The sequence below is a fragment of the Enterobacter sp. CM29 genome (assembly GCF_013179605.1).
In the GTDB taxonomy this organism is placed as follows: Bacteria; Pseudomonadota; Gammaproteobacteria; order Enterobacterales; family Enterobacteriaceae; genus Enterobacter; species Enterobacter intestinihominis.
In genome coordinates this window covers 1-22960 of the sequence record NZ_JABMCU010000054.1, presented here as the reverse complement: position 1 = coordinate 22960, position 22960 = coordinate 1, and the positions used below count along the sequence as shown (strand labels likewise).

Genomic DNA, 22960 nt, shown 5'->3' with positions numbered 1-22960 from the left:
CGCACCGCCTGCACGGGCTACAGTCCATGCCGCGCCTGCGCGTCATGCGTAATGAGAAAGAGTCTGCCCCGCAGCTCTGTCACCACTGTGAAGACGCGCCATGCGCGGGCGTCTGTCCCGTCAATGCCATCACCCGCGTTGACGGCGCGGTACAGCTGAACGAAAGCTTGTGCGTGAGCTGCAAGCTGTGCGGCATCGCCTGCCCGTTCGGCGCCATTGAGTTTTCCGGCAGCCGTCCGCTGCATATTCCGGCGAATGCCAACACCCCGAAAGCGCCGCCTGCGCCGCCGGCACCGGCACGCGTGAGCACGCTGCTGGACTGGGTGCCGGGCATTCGCGCCGTCGCGGTGAAGTGCGACCTGTGCAGCTTCGATGAACAAGGTCCGGCCTGCGTGCGCACCTGTCCGACCAAAGCGTTAATTCTGGTTAATATTCGCGACATCGCCAGCACCAGCAAACGCAAGCGCGAGCTGACCATCAATACTGACGTCGGCGATCTTTCGCTGCTGCGGGCGCTTAACGAGGGGGCGAAATGAACGCGATAGTTATGATGACCAGCGGCGTGGCCTGGTTTGCCGCCGCCGCTGTCCTGGCGCTGCTCCTCTCCTTCCATAAAACGCTGAGCGGCTGGATCGCCGGTATCGGCGGGGCGGTCGGCAGCCTGATGACGCTGGCGGCGGGCGGCGTTGTCCTGATCGACGGCCAATCCGTCGACACCCTCATCCCGCTGATTCACCACGCCGTTGAGCTTACGCCGCTAAATGCCATCTGGCTGGTCACCTTTGGTCTGTGTGGGTTGTTTATCAGCCTGTTTAATATCGACTGGCACCGCCATCAGCACACCAACGCCAACGGCCTGCTGGTTAACCTGTTGATGGCCGCCGCGGTCTGCACTGTTGTCGCCAGCAACCTCGGCGCGCTGGTGGTGATGGCTGAAATCATGGCCCTGTGCGGCGTGTTCCTGACCGGATGCAGCGCCTCCGGCAAGCTGTGGTTTGCGCTCGGACGACTCGGCACGCTGCTGCTGGCGCTGGCCTGCTGGCTGGTGTGGCAGCGTTTCGGCACGCTGGACTTTGCCGTGCTTAACGGCCAGCCGCTGGGGAATGACGTCTGGCTGTTGGGCGTAGTCGGTTTTGGCCTGCTGGCCGGGATTATCCCGCTGCACGGCTGGGTGCCGCAGGCGCATGCCAATGCCTCGGCCCCGGCTGCCGCGCTGTTCTCCACCGTGGTGATGAAGGTCGGTCTGTTCGGCATCCTGACGATAACCCTGACGGGCGGCCAGCCGCCGCTGTGGTGGGGGGTGGCGCTGCTGATTGCGGGGATGATCACCGCATTTGTCGGCGGGCTGTACGCCCTGATGGAGCATAACATCCAGCGCCTGCTGGCGTACCACACCCTGGAGAATATCGGCATCATCCTGCTCGGCATGGGCGCGGGTGTCAGCGGGCTGGCGCTCAACCAGCCGGCGCTGATTGCCGCCGGGTTTATTGGCGGTCTGTATCACCTTATCAACCACAGCCTGTTTAAAAGCACCCTGTTCCTCGGCGCGGGCAGCGTCTGGTTTCGCACCGGGCACCGCGATATTGAAAAGCTCGGCGGGATTGGCAAAAAAATGCCCGTCATTTCGCTGGCGATGCTGGTCGGGCTGATGGCGATGGCCGCGCTGCCGCCGCTGAACGGCTTTGCCGGGGAGTGGGTGATCTATCAATCCTTCTTCGCGCTCGGCCAGAGCGACGCGTTTATCGCGCGGCTGCTCGGCCCGCTGCTGGCGGTTGGGCTGGCGATTACCGGGGCGCTGGCGGTGATGTGTATGGCGAAGGTTTACGGCGTCACCTTCCTGGGCGCGCCGCGCACCCGCGAAGCGGAAAACGCCTGTTGCGCCCCGGTGCTGATGGCCACCAGCGTGGTCGCGCTGGCGCTGTGCTGTATCGCAGGTGGGGTTGCCGCGCCGTGGCTGCTGCCGCTTCTGGGCCACGCCATTCCGCTGCCGCTGGCTACGGCGCATACCGTCGTGTCCCAGCCGATGATGGCGCTGCTGCTGATTGCCGCGCCGCTCCTGCCGTTCGTGCTGATGCTGTTCTTCAGACGCGACCGTCTCGCCTCCCGCTCGCGCGGCGCGGCGTGGGCCTGCGGCTACGAACACGAGCAGTCGATGGTCATCACCGCCCACGGTTTCGCCATGCCGGTGAAGGAGAACTTCGCCGCCGTGCTGAAGCTGCGCCACTGGCTGAACCCGGTGGGCTGGGTGCCGGGCTGGCAGAGTGCCGCCGTGCCCGTGCTGTTCCGTCGCCTGGCGCAGATCGAGCTGGCGGTGCTGGTGGTGATTGTCATTTCACGAGGAGCCTGACATGAGTTTGTTACTGGCAATTCTTCAGGCGCTGGTGCTGTTTGCCGCCGCGCCGCTGCTGTCGGGCATCACGCGCGTGGCGCGCGCCCGGCTACACAACCGTCGCGGGCCTGGCGTGCTCCAGGAGTACCGCGATCTCTTCAAGCTGCTCTCCCGTCAGAGCGTCGCGCCGGATGCCGCAGGTTGGGTGTTCCGCCTGACGCCGTTCGTGATGGTCGGCGTGATGCTGACCATCGCCACCGCGCTGCCGGTAGTGACGGTGGGCTCGCCGCTGCCCGTGCTTGGCGATCTGATTACGCTGATCTACCTCTTCGCCATCGCGCGTTTCTTCTTTGCGATTGCGGGCCTGGACACCGGCAGCCCGTTTACGGGTATCGGCGCCAGTCGTGAGGCGATGCTCGGCGTGCTGGTTGAGCCAATTCTGCTGCTGGGGCTGTGGGTCGCCGCGCAGGTTGCTGGCTCGACCCACATCAGTTTCATCACCGACACCGTTTACCACTGGCCGGTTTCACGTTCGCTCCCGCTGGTGCTGGCGCTCTGCGCCTGCGCGTTCGCCACCTTTATCGAGATGGGCAAGCTGCCGTTCGATCTCGCGGAAGCGGAGCAGGAATTGCAGGAGGGGCCACTCACCGAGTACAGCGGCTACGGCTTTGCGGTGCTGAAGTGGGGCATCAGCCTCAAGCAGCTGGTGGTGTTGCAGATGTTCGTCGGCGTTTTCTTCCCGTGGGGGCAGATGACGCACTTCTCTGCGGGCGGCCTGCTGCTGGCCGTTGTGGTGGCTGCGCTCAAGCTGCTTATCGGCGTGCTGGTGATTGCCCTGTTTGAAAACAGCATGGCGCGCCTGCGTTTTGTCGAAACGTCACGCATTACCTGGGCTGGTTTTGGTTTTGCATTTTTAGCGTTCGTCTCCTTGCTGGTGGCGTGATTAAAGAGAGTGTTTATGTCTGAAGAAAAGAAAGGTCAGCAGTATCTCGCCGCGTTGCATCAGGCTTTCCCGGGCGTGGTGCTGGAGGAGTCATGGCAAACCAAAGACCAGGTAACCGTCACCATTAAGGTGAACTATCTGCCGGAAGTGGTGGAGTTTCTCTACTACCAGCAGGGCGGCTGGCTGTCGGTGCTGTTCGGCAACGACGAGCGTCAGCTGTGCGGCAACTATGCGGTGTACTACGTGATGTCGATGGAGCAGGGCGAGAAGTGCTGGCTCACCGTGCGCGTCGAAGTTGACCCGAACAAGCCGGAGTACCCGTCCGTCACGCCGCGCGTACCCGCCGCCGTCTGGGGCGAGCGCGAAGTGCGCGACATGTACGGCCTGGTGCCGGTTGGTCTGCCTGACGAGCGTCGTCTGGTGCTGCCGGACGACTGGCCGGATGAACTCTATCCGCTGCGCAAGGACAGCATGGACTACCGCCAGCGTCCGGCCCCGACAACCGACAGCGAAACCTACGAGTTCATCAACGAGCTGGGCAGCAAGAAGAATAATGTGGTGCCGATCGGCCCGCTGCACGTCACCTCTGACGAACCGGGCCACTTCCGCCTGTTCGTCGACGGCGAAAACATTATCGACGCCGACTACCGCCTGTTCTACGTCCACCGCGGCATGGAGAAGCTGGCGGAGACCCGCATGGGCTACAACGAAGTCACGTTTCTTTCTGACCGCGTGTGCGGCATCTGCGGCTTTGCCCACAGCACCGCCTACACCACCTCGGTGGAGAACGGCATGGGGATCGTGGTGCCGGAACGCGCGCAGATGATCCGCGCCATTCTGCTGGAGGTGGAACGCCTGCACTCACACCTGCTGAACCTCGGCCTGGCCTGCCACTTCGTCGGCTTTGACTCCGGGTTTATGCAGTTCTTCCGCGTGCGTGAGGCATCAATGAAGATGGCGGAGATCCTCACCGGGGCGCGTAAAACCTACGGCCTGAACCTGATCGGCGGGATCCGCCGCGACCTGCTGAAAGACGACATGATCCAGACCCGCCAGCTGGCGCAGCAGATGCGCCGCGACGTGCAGGAGCTGGTGGACATGCTGCTCAGCACGCCCAACATCGAGCAGCGCACCGTCGGGATTGGTCGTCTTGACCCGGAAATCGCCCGCGACTTCAGCAACGTCGGTCCAATGGTGCGCGCCAGCGGCCACGCCCGCGACACCCGCGCCGATCACCCGTTCGTCGGCTACGGCCTGCTGCCGATGACCGTGCACAGCGAGCAGGGCTGCGACGTCATCTCCCGCCTGAAGGTGCGCATCAACGAGGTGTTTACTGCGCTGAACATGATCGACTACGGCCTCGATAACCTGCCGGGCGGCCCGCTGATGGTGGAAGGCTTCACCTACATTCCAAACCGCTTTGCCCTCGGATTCGCCGAAGCGCCGCGCGGGGATGACATTCACTGGAGCATGACCGGCGACAACCAGAAGCTCTACCGCTGGCGCTGCCGTGCGGCGACCTACGCCAACTGGCCAACCCTGCGCTACATGCTGCGCGGTAACACCGTCTCTGACGCGCCGCTGATTATCGGCAGCCTCGATCCGTGCTACTCCTGCACCGACCGCATGACCGTCGTGGACGTGCGCAAGAAGAAAAGCCAGGTGGTGCCCTACAAAGAGCTTGAGCGCTACAGCATCGAGCGTAAGAACTCGCCGCTGAAATAAGGACTCGTCATGTTTACCTTTATCAAAAAAGTGATCAAAACCGGCGCGCAGACCAGCAGTTATCCGCTGGAGCCGATGCCGGTGGATAAAAACTTTCGCGGCAAGCCGGAGCACAACCCGCAGCAGTGCATCGGCTGCGCGGCCTGCGTCAACGCCTGCCCGTCGAATGCCTTAACGGTGGAAACGGACCTGAAAACCGGCGAGCTGGCCTGGCAGTTTAACCTCGGGCGCTGCATCTTCTGCGGCCGCTGCGAGGAGGTCTGCCCGACGGTAGCCATTCGCCTGTCTCAGGAGTACGAGCTGGCGGTGTGGAAAAAAGAGGATTTCCTCCAGCAGTCGCGCTTTGCGCTGTGCAACTGCCGCGTCTGCAAGCGTCCGTTCGCCGTGCAAAAAGAGATCGACTACGCCATCGCGCTGCTGAAGCACAACGGCGACGTGCGTGCGGAGCATCACCGTGAAAGCTTCGAAACCTGCCCGGAGTGCAAACGTCAGAAATGCCTGCTGCCGTCTGACCGCATCGATTTAACCCGTCATATGAGAGAGGCCAGCTGATGGAAAACTTACTCGGCCCGCGCGACGCTAACGGCATTCCGGTACCGCTGACGGTGGAGGAGTCCATCGCCAGCATGAAGGCGTCGCTGCTGAAAAAAATCAAACGCTCGGCCTACGTCTATCGCGTGGACTGCGGCGGCTGCAACGGCTGTGAGATCGAAATCTTCGCCACCCTGTCGCCGCTGTTTGACGCCGAACGCTTCGGCATCAAAGTGGTGCCGTCCCCGCGCCACGCGGATATCCTGCTGTTCACCGGCGCGGTCACCCGCGCGATGCGCTCGCCTGCGCTGCGCGCCTGGCAGTCTGCGCCGGATCCGAAAATCTGCATCTCCTACGGCGCCTGCGGCAACAGCGGCGGCATCTTCCACGATCTTTACTGCGTCTGGGGCGGCACCGACAAAATCGTGCCGGTGGACGTTTACATTCCGGGCTGCCCGCCGACGCCCGCCGCCACGCTGTACGGTTTTGCCATGGCGCTCGGCCTGCTGGAGCAGAAGATCCACGCCCGCGAGCCGGGCGAGCTGGACAACCAGCCAGCCACTCTCCTGCACCCGGATATGGTGCAGCCGCTGCGGGTGAAGATCGATCGCACGGCGCGCAGGCTGGCGGGTTACCGCTATGGCCGTCAGATTGCCGACGATTATCTGCGTCTGCTGAGCCAGGGCGACCATCAGGTGGCGCGCTGGCTGGAGGCCGAGAACGATCCGCGTCTCATTGAGATCGTGGCAAACCTGAACAGTATTGTGGATGAGGCGCGTATCCGATGAGTGAAACGGTGGTGTTCAGCCAGCTGAGCCGTAAGTTTATTGATGAGAACGATGCCACGCCGGATGCGGCGCAGCAGGTGGTCTATTACAGCCTGGCGATTGGGCACCACCTCGGGGTGATCGACTGCCTTGAAACGGCGCTAAGCTGCCCGTGGCCCGAGTACCTGGCGTGGATCGCCACGCTGGAGGAGGGCAGCACGGCGCGGCGCAAAATGGAGGGCGTGCCGAAGTACGGTGAGATCGTTATCGACGCCAACCACATTGCGATGCTCGCCAACGCCTTTGACGCGGCGCTGAGCAGGCAAAACCCGGCGCAGCAGGCGTGGAGCAAAACGCTGCTCGGCATGCTGCACGATATTCATCAGGAGAGCGCCATCTACCTGATGGTGAGGAGATTACGTGACTGACGTTTTACTGTGTGTCGGCAACAGCATGATGGGCGACGACGGCGCGGGCCCGCTGCTGGCGGAGATGTGCGCCGCGAACCCGCCGGGCAACTGGGTGGTGATTGACGGCGGCAGCGCGCCGGAAAACGACGTGGTGGCCATTCGCGAGCTGCGCCCGGACAGGTTGTTAATCGTCGATGCCACCGATATGGGGCTCAACCCCGGCGAGATCCGCCTGATTGACCCGGACGACATCGCCGAGATGTTTATGATGACCACCCACAACATGCCGCTGAACTACCTGGTGGATCAGATTAAAGACGACGTGGGTGAGGTGCTGTTTCTGGGCATTCAGCCGGACATCGTCGGGTTTTATTATCCGATGACGCCGCCGGTGAAAGAGGCGGTGGACGTGGTGTATTCACGGCTTGCCGGGTGGGTTGGGGACGGGGGATTTCAGCCCCTCACCCCGGCCCTCTCCCCAGAGGGGAGAGGGTGAAAACCGCATCGAGCAGTTTGTAGGCCGGGTAAGGCAACGCCGCCACCCGGCAAAACAGGCTACGCCAGATCCGCCCCGTTACTCGCAATCACCTTCTTATACCACCAGAACGATTTCTTGCGCTTGCGGTCCAGCGTGCCGTTCCCGGCGTCGTCGCGGTCGACGTAGACAAACCCGTAGCGCTTACTCATCTCCCCGGTTGAGGCCGAGACCAGGTCAATGCAGCCCCAGGTGGTGTAGCCCATCAGCGGGACGCCGTCCTCAATCGCGTCACCCATCGCACGGATATGCTCGCGCAGGTAGCTGATGCGGTAGTCGTCGTTGATCTCGCCGTTTTCATCAATGACGTCCTTCGCCCCGAGGCCGTTTTCCACCAGGAACAGCGGCTTCTGGTAGCGGTCATACATCATGTTCATGGTGATGCGCAGCCCGAGCGGGTCGATGCCCCAGCCCCACTCGCTCACCTGAATGTGCGGGTTGCGCAGGGACTTCACGATGTTCGCCGCGCTGGTGTTGCCCGCGTTCATATCCGCCGACGCGCAGCGCGAGGCGTAATAACTGAACGAGACAAAGTCGACAGTGTTTTTCAGCAGGTCGTCGTCGCCGGGGTCTTTCACAATCACCACCCCTTTCTCGCGGAACACGCGGGCGGAGTAGGCCGGATAGCTGCCGCGCGCCTGCACGTCGATAAAGAACAGGTTCTCGCGGTCTTTCTCCAGTGCCATCCACACGTCTTCCGGCTTGCAGGAGTAGGGGTAAAAATTGCCGCCCGCCAGCATGCAGCCGACCTGGTTTTCCGGGTTCACCTCGTGGGCGATTTTGGTCGCCAGCGCGCTCGCCACCAGCTCGTGGTGCGCGGCCTGGTATTTCACCTGGTCTTCGTTTTCCCCTTCCTCAAACACCAGCCCCGCGCCGGAGAACGGGCTGTGCAGCATAATGTTGATTTCGTTGAAGGTCAGCCAGTATTTCACCAGCCCGTTAAACGCCTCGAAGCAGGTGCGGGCGTAGCGGGCGAAGAAATCCACCATCTTACGGTTGCGCCAGGAGCCGTACTCCGTCACCAGGTGCATCGGCACGTCGAAATGGCAGAGCGTCACCAGCGGCTCGATGTTGTACTTTTTGCACTCCTCGAACACCGCGCGGTAGAAGGCAATGCCCTCCCGATTTGGCAACGGTTCGTCGCCGTTCGGGTAGAGGCGGCTCCAGGCAATCGAGGTGCGGAACACCGTAAAGCCCATCTCCGCCATCAGGGCAATGTCTTCTTTGTAACGATGGTAAAAATCAATCGCCTGGTGGCTCGGGTAAAATTCGTCGTCACGCAACGAAAACCGTTTTTCCTTGCCGACTTTTACCGCCAGACGGTTTGCGCCGTGGGGGATCATATCGACCGTTGTCAGTCCTTTGCCTCCTTCACGGTAAGCCCCTTCACTCTGGTTGGCGGCAAGCGCGCCGCCCCATAAAAATCCTTGTGGAAAAACAGACATTCTTACCTCGCTTTCAGTTTATGCTTCTGCTGCTTTGTTCTGTACCGGTGCGGTTTGCAGGGCGCGTGCTTTTTCGGCTTCGTCTTCTACCGGGATATCTTCAAACCCTAACAGCAGGGTCAGCACGAACGACAGCACCACCGCCAGACCCATCACGCCAAACACCCAGACGATGGTCATCGGGTTGGCCGGGTCGAAGAACTGCACGCTGGTGAACAGCCCCGGCGCCGCCATGGAGTGGCTGGCAAGACCGGCCATGCCGGCCACCGCGCCGCAGATAAAGCCGCTGATCAGGCTCGCAATCAGCGGACGCTTCAGGCGTACCGCCACGCCGTACAGCGCCGGTTCAGAGATCCCCGCCATGATGGCGGAGGCCGCAGCCGCCAGCGCCGTCTGGCGCAGCTCCGGGTTTTTCGTTTTCCACGCCACCGCCAGCGACGAACCGCCGAGCGACAGGTTGGCGCCGATTTCCGACGGCATCACCATCCCTTCTTTGCCCGTTTCGGCAATGGTCTGGATGATGGTCGGCGTAAACACGCGGTGCATCCCGGTCATCACCAGCAGCGGCCACAGCGCGCCCATAATGGCAACGGAGAGCCAGCCCAGATAGCCGTGAATGGTGTAGACCAGCGCGGAGATGGCGCTACCGATCCAGATCCCAAGCGGGCCAATCAGTACGATGGCGAGCGGGGCGGCAATCAGCACGATCAGCATCGGCTTGAGGAAGTTTTTGGTCACCGCCGGGGTGATGCGATCCACCCAGCGTTCGATATACGACAGGCACCAGGTCATCACCAGGGCCGGGATAACGGTATAGGTGTATTTCACCGCCGTAACCGGAATTAAGGCAAATTCTACATGCTCGCCCTGCGCCGCTTTCGCCATCAGCTCGATAAAGCTCGGGTGAACCAGTACGCCCGCAATGGCTATCGCCAGGGACATGTTGGTTTTGAACTTCACCGCTGCGGAAGCCGCCACCATCAGCGGCAGGAAGAAGAACGCGCCATCGCCGATAACGGTCAGGATCGTCAGCGTCGGGTCACCTTTGCCCAGCACGCCGGTCATCTCAAGGATCATCGCCAGCAGCTTGACCATCGACCCGCCGATGATCGCTGGGATCAGCGGAGACATGGTGCCGATCAGCGCGTCGAGGATCCCGGCGCCAATCCGGCGCAGCGTAAGCTTCTGTGGACCTTCCGCTACGGCAGGTTGCAGGTTGGCGGGCAGCAGGCTCACCACTTCACGGTATGCCTGGGATACGGTGTTGCCGATGATCACCTGGCACTGGTTGTCGTTGCGCACCACGCCGAGCACGCCGCTGATGCTTTTCAGACGCGCGGCGTCGGTAAGGCTTTCGTCTTTCAGAACGAAGCGCAGGCGCGTCATGCAGTGGGTGACGGCGACGATGTTCTCTTTACCGCCCAGCGCGCTAACCACGTCATTTGCCAGCGCAGCGTAATTTTTTGCCATCGGATGTGATCCTGTTATCGTTGTGAGAAGTGTAGGAAACCGGTTTCACATAATCATCATGAGTTTCTTTTAATGAAACAAGACCACTTTTTATGCATTTTTTCGTTTCGTGATGACGATCACTCGTGGCCGTATAAAGCGTGATAACGCCGCTGCGACAATTTTTCTGCGGTGAAGTACACTGCGGCTCATCAGATTTGAATGGAATAACACTATGACCACGATGCTGGAAGTGGCGAAGCGGGCAGGCGTGTCGAAAGCGACGGTCTCCCGGGTGCTGTCGGGGAACGGTTACGTCAGCCAGGAGACGAAAGACCGCGTGTTTCAGGCCATCGAAGAGAGCGGGTATCGCCCCAATCTGCTGGCGCGAAACCTGGCGACCAAACGCACCCAGACCCTGGGGCTGGTGGTGACAAACACCCTGTACCATGGGGTCTACTTTAGCGAGCTGCTGTTTAACGCCGCGCGGATGACGGAAGAGAAGGGGCGTCAGCTGATCCTGGCGGACGGCAAGCACAGCGCCGAAGAGGAGCGCGAGGCGATCCAGTACCTGCTCGACATGCGCTGCGACGCGGTGATCATCTACCCGCGTTTTCTGAGCGTGGAAGCGCTGGACGAAATTATTGAGAAATGCGAGCAGCCGATTATGGTGCTCAACCGCCGTTTGCGGAAAAACAGCAGCCACAGCGTCTGGTCCGATCATAAAGCGTCGTGTCAGGACGCAGTATCGCAGTTGATCGCGAAAGGCCACCGGGAGATTGCGTTTATCACCGGTTCGCTGGATTCCCCCACCGGCGTGGAGCGTCTTTCCGGCTACAAGGACGCGCTGGCGCAGCACGGCATTGCCCTGCGTGACGCGCTGATCGCCGAAGGGAAGTGGAGCCCGGCCAGCGGCGCGGCGGCGGTCTCTCAGCTGCTCACCCGCGGCGAAACGTTTACCGCGCTGGTGGCGAGTAACGACGATATGGCGATTGGCGCCATCAGGCAGTTGCACGAGAGCGGCGTCGCCACGCCGGGCGCGGTGTCCGTCATCGGCTTTGACGACGTGGCAATCGCGCCCTATATCGTGCCGTCCCTCTCCAGCGTGCGTATTCCGGTAACGGAGATGATCCAGGAGACCATCAGCCGCCTGATCTTCATGCTCGACGGCGGTGAGTTTAAGCCTCAGCAAACTTTTTCCGGCGAGCTTATCCTGCGCGGCTCCGTCATTGACGGCCCGCATCGCTGACGTCGACATCTGTCATCGTCACAAATGACGATGACAGATCCTCTTCTTTTTTATTTCGCTTTAAAATCAATGTATTAAATATTGGCACGGTTTATGAATAGCTTCGCGCATAACAGTTATGCCGGAGAAGCAGATGAACCGTTTTATTATGGCCGATGCCAGCAAATGCATTGGTTGCCGTACCTGTGAAGTGGCGTGCGTGGTGTCCCATCAGGCGGAGCAGGATTGCGCCTCCCTGACCCCCGACACCTTCCTGCCGCGCATCCACGTCATTAAAGGCGTGAATATTTCCACCGCCGCTATCTGTCGCCAGTGCGAAGACGCGCCGTGCGCCAACGTCTGTCCGAACGGGGCGATTAAGCGCGAGAAAGGCTTCGTGCATGTGATGCAGGAGCGCTGCATCGGGTGCAAAACCTGTGTGGTGGCGTGTCCGTATGGCGCGATGGAGGTGGTCGTTCGCCCGGTGGTGCGCAACAGCGGTATCGGGCTCAGTGTGCGCGCGGAGAAAGCCGAAGCCAATAAATGTGACCTCTGCTACCACCGCGACGCCGGTCCGGCGTGTATGGAAGCCTGTCCGACGCATGCGCTGGTCTGCGTCGATCGCGATAAGCTCGAACAGATGAGTGCCGAAAAACGCCGCCGTGCGGCGTTCGACACCTCGTCATCGCTGCTGTTTTAAGCTGCAATGCGCGTTAACGGCGTACAGCTTCGGGTGCGCGGCAAGGTGCAGGGGGTAGGATTTCGTCCCTTCGTCTGGCAGCTTGCACACCAGCTGGGGCTGGCGGGCGACGTGTGCAACGACGGAGAGGGTGTCCTGGTGCGTCTCGCGGGTAGTGGGGGTGACTTTACCGCGAGACTGCGCCAGGACTGCCCACCGCTGGCGCGCATCGATCGCGTTGAAACGCAGCCGTACAGCTGGAATACGCTGCCGGACGAGTTTGTCATCCGCCACAGCGAGAGCGGGGCGATGGATACGCAAATCGTCCCGGATGCCGCCACCTGTCCCGCATGCCTGGCGGAGATGCGCGATCCGCGCGAGCGCCGTTATCGCTACCCGTTTATCAACTGCACCCACTGCGGGCCGCGGTTTACCATTATCCGCGCCATGCCCTATGACCGCCCGGCCACGTCAATGGCGCCATTCCCGCTCTGTGTGCCCTGTGAAACGGAGTACCGCAACCCGGCTGACCGGCGTTTTCACGCCCAGCCGGTGGCCTGCCCGGACTGCGGGCCGCAGCTGGAGTGGCAAGCCGGGGATGCTGCCACCACCCGCGAATCGGCGTTAAGCGCGGCGGTGGAGAGATTGAAAAACGGCGGGATTGTGGCGGTCAAAGGGCTGGGCGGATTTCACCTGGTCTGCGACGCGCTTAACCCACAGGCGATTCGGAAATTGCGGGCACGCAAGCAGCGCCCGACCAAGCCGCTGGCGGTAATGATCCCGCATGCGAACGATCTGCCGGAGGCCATCCAGACGCTGTTAGGTTCACCCGCTGCGCCGATTGTGCTGACGCCAAAAGCCTGCCTTCCTGCGTTTCCTGAGGAGATTGCGCCGGGGCTGAATACAATTGGCGTGATGCTACCTGCGAACCCGCTCCAGCATTTGCTGATGTTGGACTGCCAGCGCCCGCTGGTGATGACCTCCGGCAACCTCAGCGGCCATCCACCCGCCATAAGCAACCAGCAGGCGCTGGAAGAACTCAGTGACATCGCTGACGGCTTCCTGCTGCACAACCGCGACATCCTGCAACGGATGGATGATTCAGTAATGGATCGGGACGGTGCGATGCTGCGTCGCGCACGCGGTTTTGTGCCGGATGCCATCACATTGCCCGCCGGATTCCGCGACATCTCGCCCATGTTATGCACCGGCGCGGAGATGAAAAATACCTTCTGCCTGGTACGTGGCAACCAGGCGGTGCCGAGCCAGCATTTTGGCGATCTGAGCGACGAGGGCGTAGAGGCGCAGTGGCGCAGTGCGCTCTCGACGATGCAGGACATCTACGCCTTCCAGCCAGAGCGTGTGGTGTGCGATGCCCATCCGGGATATCACGCCCGACAGTGGGCCCGGGCGCAGGCGCTGCCCGTTGAGACCGTGCTGCATCATCATGCGCATGCAGCAGCGTGTCTGGCGGAGAACGGCTGGCCGCTCGACGGCGGGGATGTTATTGCCCTGACGCTGGATGGGATCGGCATGGGTGAGAACGGCGCGCTGTGGGGCGGCGAGTGCCTGCGGGTGAACTATCGCGACTGCGAACCGCTGGGCGGTCTGCCAGCCGTTGCGCTGCCGGGGGGCGATCTGGCGGCAAAACAGCCGTGGCGCAATTTGCTCGCCCACTGTCTGGCGTTCGTACCTGACTGGCAGCAGTACCCGGAAACAGAGGCGGTACAGTGTCAAAACTGGCCGCTGCTGGCAACGGCAGTGTCGCGCGGTATCAATGCGCCGCGGGCCTCCTCCTGTGGTCGTCTGTTCGACGCCGTGGCCTGTGCGCTGGGCATTGAAACGCAACGCTATGAGGGCGAAGCCGCGTGCCGGCTGGAGGCGCTGGCCGAACGCTGTGCAGGGGTTGATCATCCGGTGACGCTCAAGACGGATAACCTTGCGCTGTTCTGGCAGCAGTGGCTGGCCTGGCGGGCGGAACCCGGCGAGCGCGCCTGGGCCTTTCACGATGCGCTGGCAAAAGGGCTGAGCGAACTGGCGGCAACGCATGCGCGCCGACGGTCGCTCTCTACGGTGTGCTTCAGCGGAGGTGTCCTTCACAACCGCCTGCTACGCGCGCGCTTTCGTCATTACCTTTCTGATTTCACGCTTCTTTTTCCTTCGCGCCTGCCCGCAGGCGACGGAGCGATCTCCTTCGGGCAGGCGGTGGTTGCTGCCGCCCGATCATGTTCACAAAGGATTTAAAATGTTACGACTTTTACGCAATGAACCTCGTGCAGCGTGCCTGCTGCTGGCTCTGGTGATGGCTAACCTGCTGGCCTGGGGGCTGGCGTGGCACACCTTTAGCGGCAGTACGGCGCTGATGGCGGCCAGCCTGCTGGCCTGGTGTTACGGACTGCGTCATGCGGTGGATGCCGACCATATCGCCGCGATTGATACCGTGACGCGTAAGATGATGCAGCAGGGCAAGCGCCCGTCCGGCGTGGGCGCATGGTTTTCCCTCGGACACTCCACCATCGTGGTGCTGGCCTCCATTGCCATCGCCGCCACCGCCACGGCGTTTCAGAAAAATATGGAATGGTTCCACGAAACCGGCAGCCTGATTGGCACCGCCGTCTCCGCCACCTTCCTGCTGGCGATGGCGCTGGTGAATATGGTGATCCTGCGCGGCGTCTGGCGCAGTTTTCAGGCACTGAAACACGGCAGGCCCGTGCAGGGCGACATCACGCTGCCTGCCCAGGGTGGCGTCATGAACTGGCTGTTCGGCAAAACCTTCCGCCTCGTCAATAAAAGCTGGCAGATGTATCTGGTGGGCTTCCTGTTTGGCCTCGGCTTTGACACGGCCACCGAAATCGGCGTACTGGGGATCTCCGCCGCCAGCGCCTCCAGCGGGATGTCGGTGTGGTCGATCATGATCTTCCCGGCGCTCTTCGCCAGCGGCATGGCGCTGGTGGATACGCTCGATAACCTGCTGATGGTGGGTGCCTACGGCTGGGCATTCAACAAGCCGCAGCGCAAGCTGTACTACAACATGACCATCACCGGCACTTCGGTGGTGGTGGCGCTGTTTATCGGCGGGCTGGAAGCGCTGGGTCTGCTGATGGACAAGTTCTCCCTCAGCGGCGGCGTGTGGGATCTGATTGGTGCGGTGAACGATAACCTGGGCGACGCCGGGTTTGTGGTGGTCGGGCTGTTTGTCGCCTGCTGGCTGATCTCAATGGCGAACTACCGCTGGCGCGGTTATGACGCGCTGGTGGTGCGGTCCTGAACCACGCAGCCCTGTTTTTGCCCGGCGGCGCTACGCTTGCGCGGGCCTACAAGGTTTACCGTTATGGTGTTAAGTAGGCCGGGTAAGCGGAGCGCCACCCGGCATGACGAGGGTTAAGCAGGTAACGATTTCAGCAGTGCAAAGGCCTCCTTCATTTTGTCTTCGCTGACCACAAAGGCGCGCATCTGACCGACAGTATCGGTGCCGCGCGCCACCATGCCCTGAGGCGAAAGGACAATCTCCCAGTCCAGATCCTGACGCTGCGTTTCACCTGCGAGATGCAGCGGTAGTTCTGGCGTTTTTACCTTCACCAGCATGGCGGGTAATTTCACCGGGGCGTTGCCGCCGAGCAGGTTTTTCGCCAGGAACATGGCGCTTAACTGAATCGGTTGCAGGAACGGCAGCACCTGGCCGTTAATTTCCGCGCAGTCGCCCAGGGCATAAATGTCCGGCTGGGTGGTTTGCAGGTAGCTGTCTACCTTCACGCCGCGATTGATCTCTGCGCCTGCGCGGTGCGCCAGCGCGGTTTCCGGGCGCAGCCCCGTCGCCGCAATAACCACATCCACTTCCACCCTGCGGGTGCGGTCGAGCGTCGCACAAATGCCGGTTTCGGTTTTGCTCAGGCTCTGCAACTGCGATTTCAGCAGCAGATGCACGCCCATGTCGGTCAGACGATGCTGTAAGCGACTGCTTACTTCTGCCGGCATCAGCGCTGACAGAATGCTGGCCGCGTGGTCAACCAGGGTGACGGATTTTCCCGCCCGGCAGAAGTCCATCGCCAGCTCGGTGCCAATCAGCCCGCCGCCGACAATCATCACCCGCATGGCGTCGCGTAACAGGGTCTCGCTGGCCTGATACTCCTGCTGACTGTTGAGCGTGACCATCAACTCGCGGCCCTCAACCGGCGGCACAAACGCAGATGCCCCCGTCGCCAGCACTAGCTTGTCGTACTGCCAGGTTTTATCTTTCGCGTTCACCACGTGGGCGTCGGCGTCGATATCGGTGACCCAGGTGTACGGAAACAGACGCAGATTAAATTGTTCTGCAAACTCCCCCGCCGTCTGGCGGGTGAGATCGTCGGCGCGCTGATTTTGGCTAATGACGTGGCTTAAATCAGGCTTGTTGTACTCATCCATGCTGTCGGCGGCGATCACCGTCAACGGCACGTTAGCATCCTGTTTGCGGATATTTTTCACCAGCTGGCGGGCGGCAAAGCCCGAGCCGATAATGACGATGCCGTGGCTCATTTTGCCTCCGTTGCCAGTTCATCAAAGACGTCTTTTCCGAGGGAACATTCCGGGCAGAGGAAGTTGTCCGGCACCTCGCTCCACGGTGTACCCGGCGCGACATCCTGCAACGGCTCGCCCAGCTCGGGATCGTAAATCCACTGGCAGACGCTGCACTGCATGCAGGGGCCGAGGTCGGCAGCGGCAGGAGCGGCTTCTGCTACGGCTTCCGGCGCAGCAGCCGCGGCGGGTGCGGTTTCCGGCAGCGGCGCAAGCGCCCACTGGCGGGCAATGTCGCGACCGTGCTGGCGACAGATTTCCAGCGCGTCGAGATCCGGACGCCATTTCGCCTTCAGGCTCAGGGACATCTCAAAACCGGCATCCTGTAAACGGGTGGAGAGACGGTCTACCGCGCCGCCGCTCCAGCCGTGTGAACCAAAGGCGCTGGCGCGTTTGTTACGGAAGCGCAGGCCGGTCATCTCTTCCACCAGTCCGGCAATTTTCGGCATCATCACGTTATTCATGGTGGAGGTACCCACCAGCACGCCTTTGGAGCGGAAGACGTTGGTCAATACCTCATTCTTATCGCTGCGCGCCACGTTGAAGATTTTCACTGCCACGTTCGGGTCCACTTCGTTGATGCCCTGGGCAATGGCGTCCGCCATCATGCGGGTGTTGTTGGACATGGTGTCGTAGAAGATGGTGATGCGGTCTTCCTGATAGTCCGCCGCCCACTTCAGGTACAGCTCGACGATCTGGGTTGGATTTTCACGCCATACCACGCCGTGGGAGGTGGCAATCATATCCACCGGCAGGTTGAAGCCGAGGATCTCGGTGATTTTTGGCGTGACCAGACGGCTGAACGGCGTCAGGATGTTGGCGTAGTAGCGCTGGCACTGTTCGAACAGCTCGGTCTGATCCACTTCGTCGTTGAACAGACGTTCGTCGCAGTAGTGCTGGCCGAAGGCGTCGTTGCTGAACAGCACCGCGTCACCGGTCATGTAGGTCATCATGCTGTCCGGCCAGTGCAGCATTGGGGTTTCCACGAAGATCAGCTGTTTGCCGTTGCCGATATCCAGCGTGTCGCCGGTTTTTACAGTGTGGAAGTTCCACTCTGGATGGTGGTGGTGGCCGTTGATGGAGTCAATGGCGTTGGTGGTGCAGTAGATCGGGGTATCCGGAATGTGGGACATCAGCTCGGTCAGCGCCCCGGCGTGATCCTCTTCCGCGTGGTTGATGATGATGTAGTCGATGTCATTCAAATCGATTTCGCTGCGCAGGTTCTGCACGAACTCGCGGCTGAATTTGTGATCGACGGTATCGATCAGAACGTTTTTACCTTCACGAATCAGATAGCTGTTGTAGCTGCTGCCGCGCAGCGTTTTGTATTCCGTCCCGTGAAAATCACGTACTTCCCAGTCACGTTGACCCACCCAATGAATGTTATTTTTAACCAGAATAGACATAGCAACCTCAACTTAATACGGCGTTTTCAAATAAGATGACTGTCATATATCAAGTTGCGTGCCAGTTTTTTAACTCATTGAAAATAATGTATTTATATTTTTATTCTCCCTAATGGGTAGTCATTTTGACTATCTTAAAAATTGTCAATATGACACTATGTGTTGTCAAAATGACAGTGAGGCAGAGATGAGCTTTTCCGTAGATGTGCTGGCGAAGATCGCCATAGAACTACAAACCGGTATTGGTCATCAGGACCGCTTTCAGCGGCTGATCTCCACGTTGCGCCACGTGCTGGATTGCGATGCCTCAGCGCTGCTGCGTTACGAAGGGCGGCAGTTTATTCCGCTGGCTATCGACGGTCTGGCGAAGGACGTACTCGGGCGGCGCTTTACCCTGGAGGGCCACCCGCGTCTGGAAACCATCGCCCGTGCGGGTGATGTGGTGCGTTTCCCGGCAGACAGCGATCTGCCCGATCCGTACGACGGCCTGATCCCCGGCCAGGAGAGCCTGAAGGTGCACGCCTGTATCGGCCTGCCGCTGTTTGCCGGGCAGAACCTGATTGGCGCGTTAACCCTCGATGGCATGTCGCCGGATCAGTTCGATACCTTCAGCGACGAAGAGCTACGGCTGATTGCCGCGCTGGCGGCCGGGGCGCTGAACAACGCCCTGCTGATAGAACAGCTGGAGAGCCAGAATATTCTTCCGGGTAGCCCGACGGCGTTTGAGCAGGTGGCGCACACCGAAATGATTGGCCTTTCGCCGGGCATGGCGCAGCTTAAAAAAGAGATTGAGATTGTCGCCGCGTCTGATTTGAACGTGCTGATCTTCGGGGAGACCGGCACCGGTAAAGAGCTGGTGGCGAAAGCGATCCACGAAGCCTCGCCCCGTGCGGTGAATCCGCTGGTCTATCTCAACTGCGCGGCGCTGCCGGAAAGCGTGGCGGAAAGCGAGCTGTTCGGACACGTCAAAGGAGCCTTTACCGGGGCGATCAGCAACCGCAGCGGCAAGTTCGAAATGGCTGATAACGGCACGCTGTTCCTCGATGAAATTGGCGAACTCTCCCTTTCGCTCCAGGCCAAACTGCTGCGGGTGTTGCAGTATGGCGATATTCAACGCGTGGGTGACGATCGCAGCTTACGCGTGGATGTGCGCGTGCTGGCGGCGACGAACCGCGATCTGCGCGAAGAGGTGCTGGCGGGGAATTTCCGCGCCGATCTGTTCCACCGTCTGAGCGTGTTCCCGCTCACGGTGCCGCCGCTGCGCGAGCGGGGCGATGATGTGGTGCTGCTGGCGGGCTTTTTCTGCGAACAGTGTCGGCTCAAAATGGGGCTTTCCCGCGTGGTGCTAAGCCCCGGCGCGAGGACGCACCTGCTGAGCTACGGCTGGCCGGGTAACGTGCGTGAACTGGAACATGCGATTCACCGCGCGGTGGTGCTGGCGCGGGCTACGCGTTCGGGGGATGAAGTGGTTATCCATGCGCGCCATTTCGCGCTGCATGAGGAAACGACGCCGTCCGTGAAGCCGGTGATACCTGAGAGCGTGAACGAAAACCTGCGCGAGGCGACGGATGCGTTCCAGCGTCAGATGATCACCCGCGCCCTGGAGCAGAATAACCGCAGCTGGGCGGCATGCGCGCGGGCGCTGGAGATGGACGTCGCCAACCTTCACAGGCTGGCGAAACGTCTGGGGCTTAAGGGTTAAATAATCCCCGCCTGGTAGAAGTCTTGCAGGTTGATCGCGCCGCACAGCCTGCCGTGCTCGTCCACCACCGGCGCAGCGGTGATTTTGCGCTTCATGAGCACCTCTTTGGCTTCAATGGCGCGGCTGTCGGCATTCAGCGTCAGCCCGCCCCGGGTCATTGCTTCGGATACCCGCGCCTCCAGCTTGCCGCCGCCCACCAGCCAGCGGCGCAGGTCGCCGTCGGTGAAGACGCCCTTCACCTGGCGGTCGTTGTCGCATACCGCAACCAGCCCCAGCCCGGTGCGGCTCAGCTCCAGCATGGCGTCCATCACGCTGGTGTCGAGTTTGACCTGAGGAATGGCATCGTCCGTGCGCATCAGATGGTGAACCTTGTTGAGAAGACGTGCCCCAAGCGCGCCAGCAGGATGGGAACGGGCGAAATCCTCTTCGTTAAAGCCGCGCGCCTGCATCACCGCCATCGCCAGCGCGTCGCCCATCATCAGCGTGTTGACGGTGCTGGAGGTCGGTGCCAGGTGCATCGGGCAGGCTTCGCGCTCAACGGAAATATCCAGCGTTGCTTTCGCGGCCAGCGCCAGCGGCGAACGGGATTTGCCGGTCATCGCTAACAGGGCCACCGATTTTTCTTGCAGGCGAGGGATGATGAGATCCAGCTCTTTGGCTGAACCGGAGTAGGAGATAAACAGCATCACGTCGCGGCTTTCGATCATCCCCAGATCGCCGTGCAGCGCTTCGGCAGGATGCACGAAGAACGCCGGTGTGCCGGTGCTGGCAAGCGTCGCGGCAATCTTCTTGCCGATATGACCGGATTTACCGATACCCGCCACGATCACTTTGCCCTCGCAGTGGATAATGGTGTTGGCTGCACGAACAAAATCCTCACCCAGACGCTCCGGCAGGCGGCTGGCTTCCTGTAGCTCCAGCAGCAGAGTCTGGCGGCCTGCGTTTAACAGAAAATCACTCATTTTTCTCTCCGGTTACGATCACGTCGATGCCCTTCGCTTCCAGCGCTTTTTTAAATGCCGGATCGATACCTGCGTCGGTAATCAGCTTATCGACGCTTTCAAGGCTACAGACAATGTTGGGGCTTTTACGGCCAAACTTCGACGAGTCCGCCATCAAAATCACTTCCCGCGCGGCGTTGCACATCGCTTTGCTGACGCTGAACACCTCGTTGAAGGTGGTCACGCCCGCGTTGAGGTCGATGCCGTCCGTGCCCATAAACAGCTTATCGAAGCTGAAGTGGTCGAAGGCATTCTCCGCCAGCTGCCCGTGAAACGACGCGGATTTTTTACGGAAGGTGCCACCGGGCATCAGGATGGTCTGCTCGCTGTCGAACTCTGACAGGGCATTGACGATGTGCAGGCTGTTGGTCATCACGGTGATGTTATTAAAGCGGCTGAGCAGCGGGATCATCTGTAGGACGGTACTGCCAGCGTCGAGGATGATGGAATCGCCGTCCTGGATAAATTTGACCGCAGCTTCGGCAATCAGCGCTTTCTGGTGCGTATTAATCAGCGTCTTGTGATCGATAGGCGGGTCGGCTTCGTCTTTATTGAGCACCACGCCGCCGTAGGTACGAATGACGGCGCCGGAGTTTTCGAGCAACACCAGGTCCTTGCGTATTGTCGTGCCGGTGGTGTCAAAGTAGTGGGCCAGATCCTCTACCGAGCACTTTCCCTGCTTTTGCAGATGCTCAAGTATGGCCGCCTGCCGCTGACGTGGTTTCATAGGCGCTTCGTTCCTTACGTTGCGAAATGATAATTCCGCAAGTTTATAACTTTCACAACGAAATTATCCATGTTTCAGATTAAGCGCTAATGATAGTGCATTCTGACAGAGTGAATCATGGGGGAAGATCACATCAGGTTGTAATTCATGCAGCAAAATGCCGTTGATCGCCTGGATTTTCACCGGGCGGGCAAAGACGGTCATGCCGCGCATGATGAGGGAATCGCAGACCTTATTGTTTTCATCCAGCGCAACAGCGACGACAACCCGCGGTTTGAAGCGTCCGCCGGAACGCCCGACGCCCACACGGCCTTTCTGGCACAGGGCGTCAAAGGCGCGGTTAAACTGATGGATCTGCCAGCCGCCAAACGCCATCTGGCAGATCCAGGCGAGGGCGGCGAAGGTGATTAATGCGGTTACCATATCGGTTCCTTAATTGCCGGGTGGCGGCTGCGCCTTACCCGGCCTACGGGGGTTGTAGCCCCGGTAAGCGCAGTGCCACCGGGGATTAAACTCAGAACATCACCTGCCCACCGGTGACGTTAATCGACTGCCCGGTGCAGTACGAGGCTTTCGGGCTGGCGTAAAACAGCAGCATGTTCAGCACGTCCTGATAATCACACCCGCGCTTGAGCGGCACTTTGTCGATGTAGTACTGCTCCACTTCTTCAGCTTTGATGCCGAGCTTGGAGGCGTACTGCGGAAGCAGGGACTGGAACATCGGCGATTTCAACAGGTTACCCAGCATCAGCGAGTGAACGGTGATGCCGTATTCGGCCAGATCCAGCGCCAGAGACTGCGTCAGCCCCACGCCGCCAAACTTCGCCGCGCTGTAGCCGGAGTTGTGCTTGCTGCCCACTTTCCCGGATTTCGAGTTGATCTGAATGATGCGCCCCTGAATACCATCGCGGATCATCAGCCGGGAAAACTCACGGGCGCAGAGGAAATAGCCCACCAGATTCACCTGCAACGAGCGGTCAAAATCCCCCAGTTCGAAATCGCTGATAAAGGCCGCTTTCGCGATCCCCGCGCTGTAGACCAGCAGGTCGATACGCCCAAATATCTCGTCCACGCCGCGGGCCAGCGCCATCACGCTCTGCTCGCTGGTGGCGTCGGCACCAAATCCGTACGCCATCCCTTCGCCAAACTCGGTGTTGATGGCGTCCGCCACACGGGCGGCTTTTGCACTCTGAATGTCCACTACCGCCACGCGATAACCCTCTGCGGCAAGCCCACGGCAGAGGAACTCGCCTAAGGTTTGTCCCCCACCAATGACAACGGCAACCTGACTCATGTGTTTCTCCTTAATTACGCAACAAATTTTAACGTACAGCCTGGTGTGACAGCCTGCGGAACCGGCCCCTCAACGTGAACCGTGCCGGGATACTCCGCCTGCGGCTGCCCGTCAAAACGCAGGGTGATGTGCCCCAGCTCGCGCAGGTTTTGTTCAGCGACGTCGCCGACAGCGGTCACGGCATAGCGCGCCTCGCCCAGCTCAAGCTGGCTCCCGGCCTTCAGCTCGCCGTTTA

Annotated in this window: 22 protein-coding genes; 13 read left to right on the top strand and 9 right to left on the bottom strand. The window is 60.7% G+C overall.

Annotation, left to right across the window (positions count from 1 at the left end; genetic code table 11):
- The 8 genes from HP459_RS09235 to hycI all read left to right on the top strand — a co-directional run.
- Positions 1-536, top strand: a 536-nt coding sequence (locus HP459_RS09235) for a 4Fe-4S dicluster domain-containing protein (protein WP_171936136.1), incomplete at its 5' end; no start/stop codon positions are given.
- Positions 533-2347 (top strand): formate hydrogenlyase subunit 3, encoded by a 1815-nt coding sequence (hycC, locus tag HP459_RS09230; protein ID WP_165716029.1) that lies wholly within the window; start codon positions 533-535, stop codon positions 2345-2347. The genes HP459_RS09235 and hycC, both read left to right, overlap by 4 nt.
- A 1-nt stretch (position 2348) precedes the next feature.
- The gene (locus HP459_RS09225; RefSeq protein ID WP_032625965.1) at positions 2349-3272 is read left to right on the top strand and encodes a respiratory chain complex I subunit 1 family protein; all 924 of its coding nucleotides are present in this window, start codon (positions 2349-2351) and stop codon (positions 3270-3272) included.
- 15 nt (positions 3273-3287) lie between these two features.
- A complete protein-coding gene (hycE, locus tag HP459_RS09220; protein ID WP_022649163.1) occupies positions 3288-4997 on the top strand; it encodes a formate hydrogenlyase subunit HycE in 1710 nt (569 codons plus the stop codon).
- Positions 4998-5006: 9 nt separating this feature from the next.
- Positions 5007-5549: a formate hydrogenlyase complex iron-sulfur subunit gene (locus HP459_RS09215; RefSeq protein WP_022649162.1), complete on the top strand. Its 543-nt coding sequence runs from the start codon at positions 5007-5009 to the stop codon at positions 5547-5549.
- A complete protein-coding gene (locus HP459_RS09210) occupies positions 5549-6316 on the top strand; it encodes an NADH-quinone oxidoreductase subunit B family protein (protein WP_171936135.1) in 768 nt (255 codons plus the stop codon). The genes HP459_RS09215 and HP459_RS09210 overlap by 1 nt, the downstream gene beginning before the upstream one ends.
- Entirely contained in the window at positions 6313-6723 is a 411-nt protein-coding gene (locus tag HP459_RS09205; RefSeq protein WP_058676739.1) for a formate hydrogenlyase maturation HycH family protein, read from the top strand. Before HP459_RS09210 ends, HP459_RS09205 begins: the two co-directional genes overlap by 4 nt.
- On the top strand, positions 6716-7201 hold the full coding sequence (hycI, locus tag HP459_RS09200; RefSeq protein WP_022649159.1) for a hydrogenase maturation peptidase HycI: 486 nt from the start codon (positions 6716-6718) through the stop codon (positions 7199-7201). Before HP459_RS09205 ends, hycI begins: the two co-directional genes overlap by 8 nt.
- A 59-nt stretch (positions 7202-7260) precedes the next feature.
- Here hycI and HP459_RS09195 read toward each other — a convergent pair whose 3' ends face one another.
- Positions 7261-8685 carry a 6-phospho-beta-glucosidase gene (locus tag HP459_RS09195; protein WP_032625953.1) on the bottom strand — a complete coding sequence of 475 codons (1425 nt, stop codon included), beginning with the start codon at positions 8683-8685 and terminating at the stop codon, positions 7261-7263.
- Between the two features lie 18 nt (positions 8686-8703).
- Positions 8704-10155 (bottom strand): PTS cellobiose/arbutin/salicin transporter subunit IIBC, encoded by a 1452-nt coding sequence (ascF, locus tag HP459_RS09190; RefSeq protein ID WP_022649157.1) that lies wholly within the window; start codon positions 10153-10155, stop codon positions 8704-8706.
- A gap of 214 nt (positions 10156-10369) precedes the next feature.
- On the opposite strand from ascF, the gene HP459_RS09185 reads away from it, so the two are divergent.
- From HP459_RS09185 to HP459_RS09170, 4 genes are all read left to right on the top strand, one after another.
- The gene (locus tag HP459_RS09185) at positions 10370-11383 is read left to right on the top strand and encodes a LacI family DNA-binding transcriptional regulator (protein WP_038416589.1); all 1014 of its coding nucleotides are present in this window, start codon (positions 10370-10372) and stop codon (positions 11381-11383) included.
- 133 nt (positions 11384-11516) lie between these two features.
- Positions 11517-12062 (top strand): electron transport protein HydN, encoded by a 546-nt coding sequence (gene hydN, locus HP459_RS09180; RefSeq protein WP_017382793.1) that lies wholly within the window; start codon positions 11517-11519, stop codon positions 12060-12062.
- A gap of 6 nt (positions 12063-12068) precedes the next feature.
- Complete coding sequence (gene hypF / locus HP459_RS09175; protein ID WP_171936134.1) at positions 12069-14285, top strand: carbamoyltransferase HypF; 2217 nt, start codon at positions 12069-12071, stop codon at positions 14283-14285.
- A gap of 1 nt (position 14286) precedes the next feature.
- On the top strand, positions 14287-15309 hold the full coding sequence (locus tag HP459_RS09170) for a HoxN/HupN/NixA family nickel/cobalt transporter (protein WP_022649154.1): 1023 nt from the start codon (positions 14287-14289) through the stop codon (positions 15307-15309).
- Positions 15310-15422: 113 nt separating this feature from the next.
- On the opposite strand, the gene norW is transcribed toward HP459_RS09170, so the two are convergent.
- Together norW and norV are read right to left on the bottom strand one after the other, a co-directional pair.
- Positions 15423-16556 (bottom strand): NADH:flavorubredoxin reductase NorW, encoded by a 1134-nt coding sequence (norW, locus tag HP459_RS09165; protein WP_171936133.1) that lies wholly within the window; start codon positions 16554-16556, stop codon positions 15423-15425.
- Entirely contained in the window at positions 16553-18001 is a 1449-nt protein-coding gene (gene norV, locus HP459_RS09160; RefSeq protein WP_022649152.1) for an anaerobic nitric oxide reductase flavorubredoxin, read from the bottom strand. The genes norW and norV overlap by 4 nt, the downstream gene beginning before the upstream one ends.
- Positions 18002-18188: 187 nt before the next feature.
- Here norV and norR point away from each other — a divergent pair, with 187 nt between their 5' ends.
- Positions 18189-19703, top strand: coding sequence for a nitric oxide reductase transcriptional regulator NorR (norR, locus tag HP459_RS09155; RefSeq protein ID WP_023298459.1), 1515 nt, complete (start codon positions 18189-18191; stop codon positions 19701-19703).
- On the opposite strand, the gene gutQ is transcribed toward norR, so the two are convergent.
- The 5 genes from gutQ to HP459_RS09130 form a co-directional block, all read right to left on the bottom strand.
- Entirely contained in the window at positions 19700-20665 is a 966-nt protein-coding gene (gutQ, locus tag HP459_RS09150; RefSeq protein WP_023298458.1) for an arabinose-5-phosphate isomerase GutQ, read from the bottom strand. The genes norR and gutQ overlap by 4 nt on opposite strands.
- Positions 20658-21431 (bottom strand): DNA-binding transcriptional repressor, encoded by a 774-nt coding sequence (locus tag HP459_RS09145; protein WP_015571676.1) that lies wholly within the window; start codon positions 21429-21431, stop codon positions 20658-20660. Before HP459_RS09145 ends, gutQ begins: the two co-directional genes overlap by 8 nt.
- 63 nt (positions 21432-21494) lie before the next feature.
- Complete coding sequence (gutM, locus tag HP459_RS09140) at positions 21495-21854, bottom strand: transcriptional regulator GutM (RefSeq protein ID WP_023298457.1); 360 nt, start codon at positions 21852-21854, stop codon at positions 21495-21497.
- Between the two features lie 91 nt (positions 21855-21945).
- The gene (srlD, locus tag HP459_RS09135) at positions 21946-22725 is read right to left on the bottom strand and encodes a sorbitol-6-phosphate dehydrogenase (RefSeq protein WP_171936132.1); all 780 of its coding nucleotides are present in this window, start codon (positions 22723-22725) and stop codon (positions 21946-21948) included.
- Between the two features lie 14 nt (positions 22726-22739).
- On the bottom strand, positions 22740-22960 hold a 221-nt coding region (locus tag HP459_RS09130), incomplete at its 5' end, for a PTS glucitol/sorbitol transporter subunit IIA (RefSeq protein ID WP_301540989.1).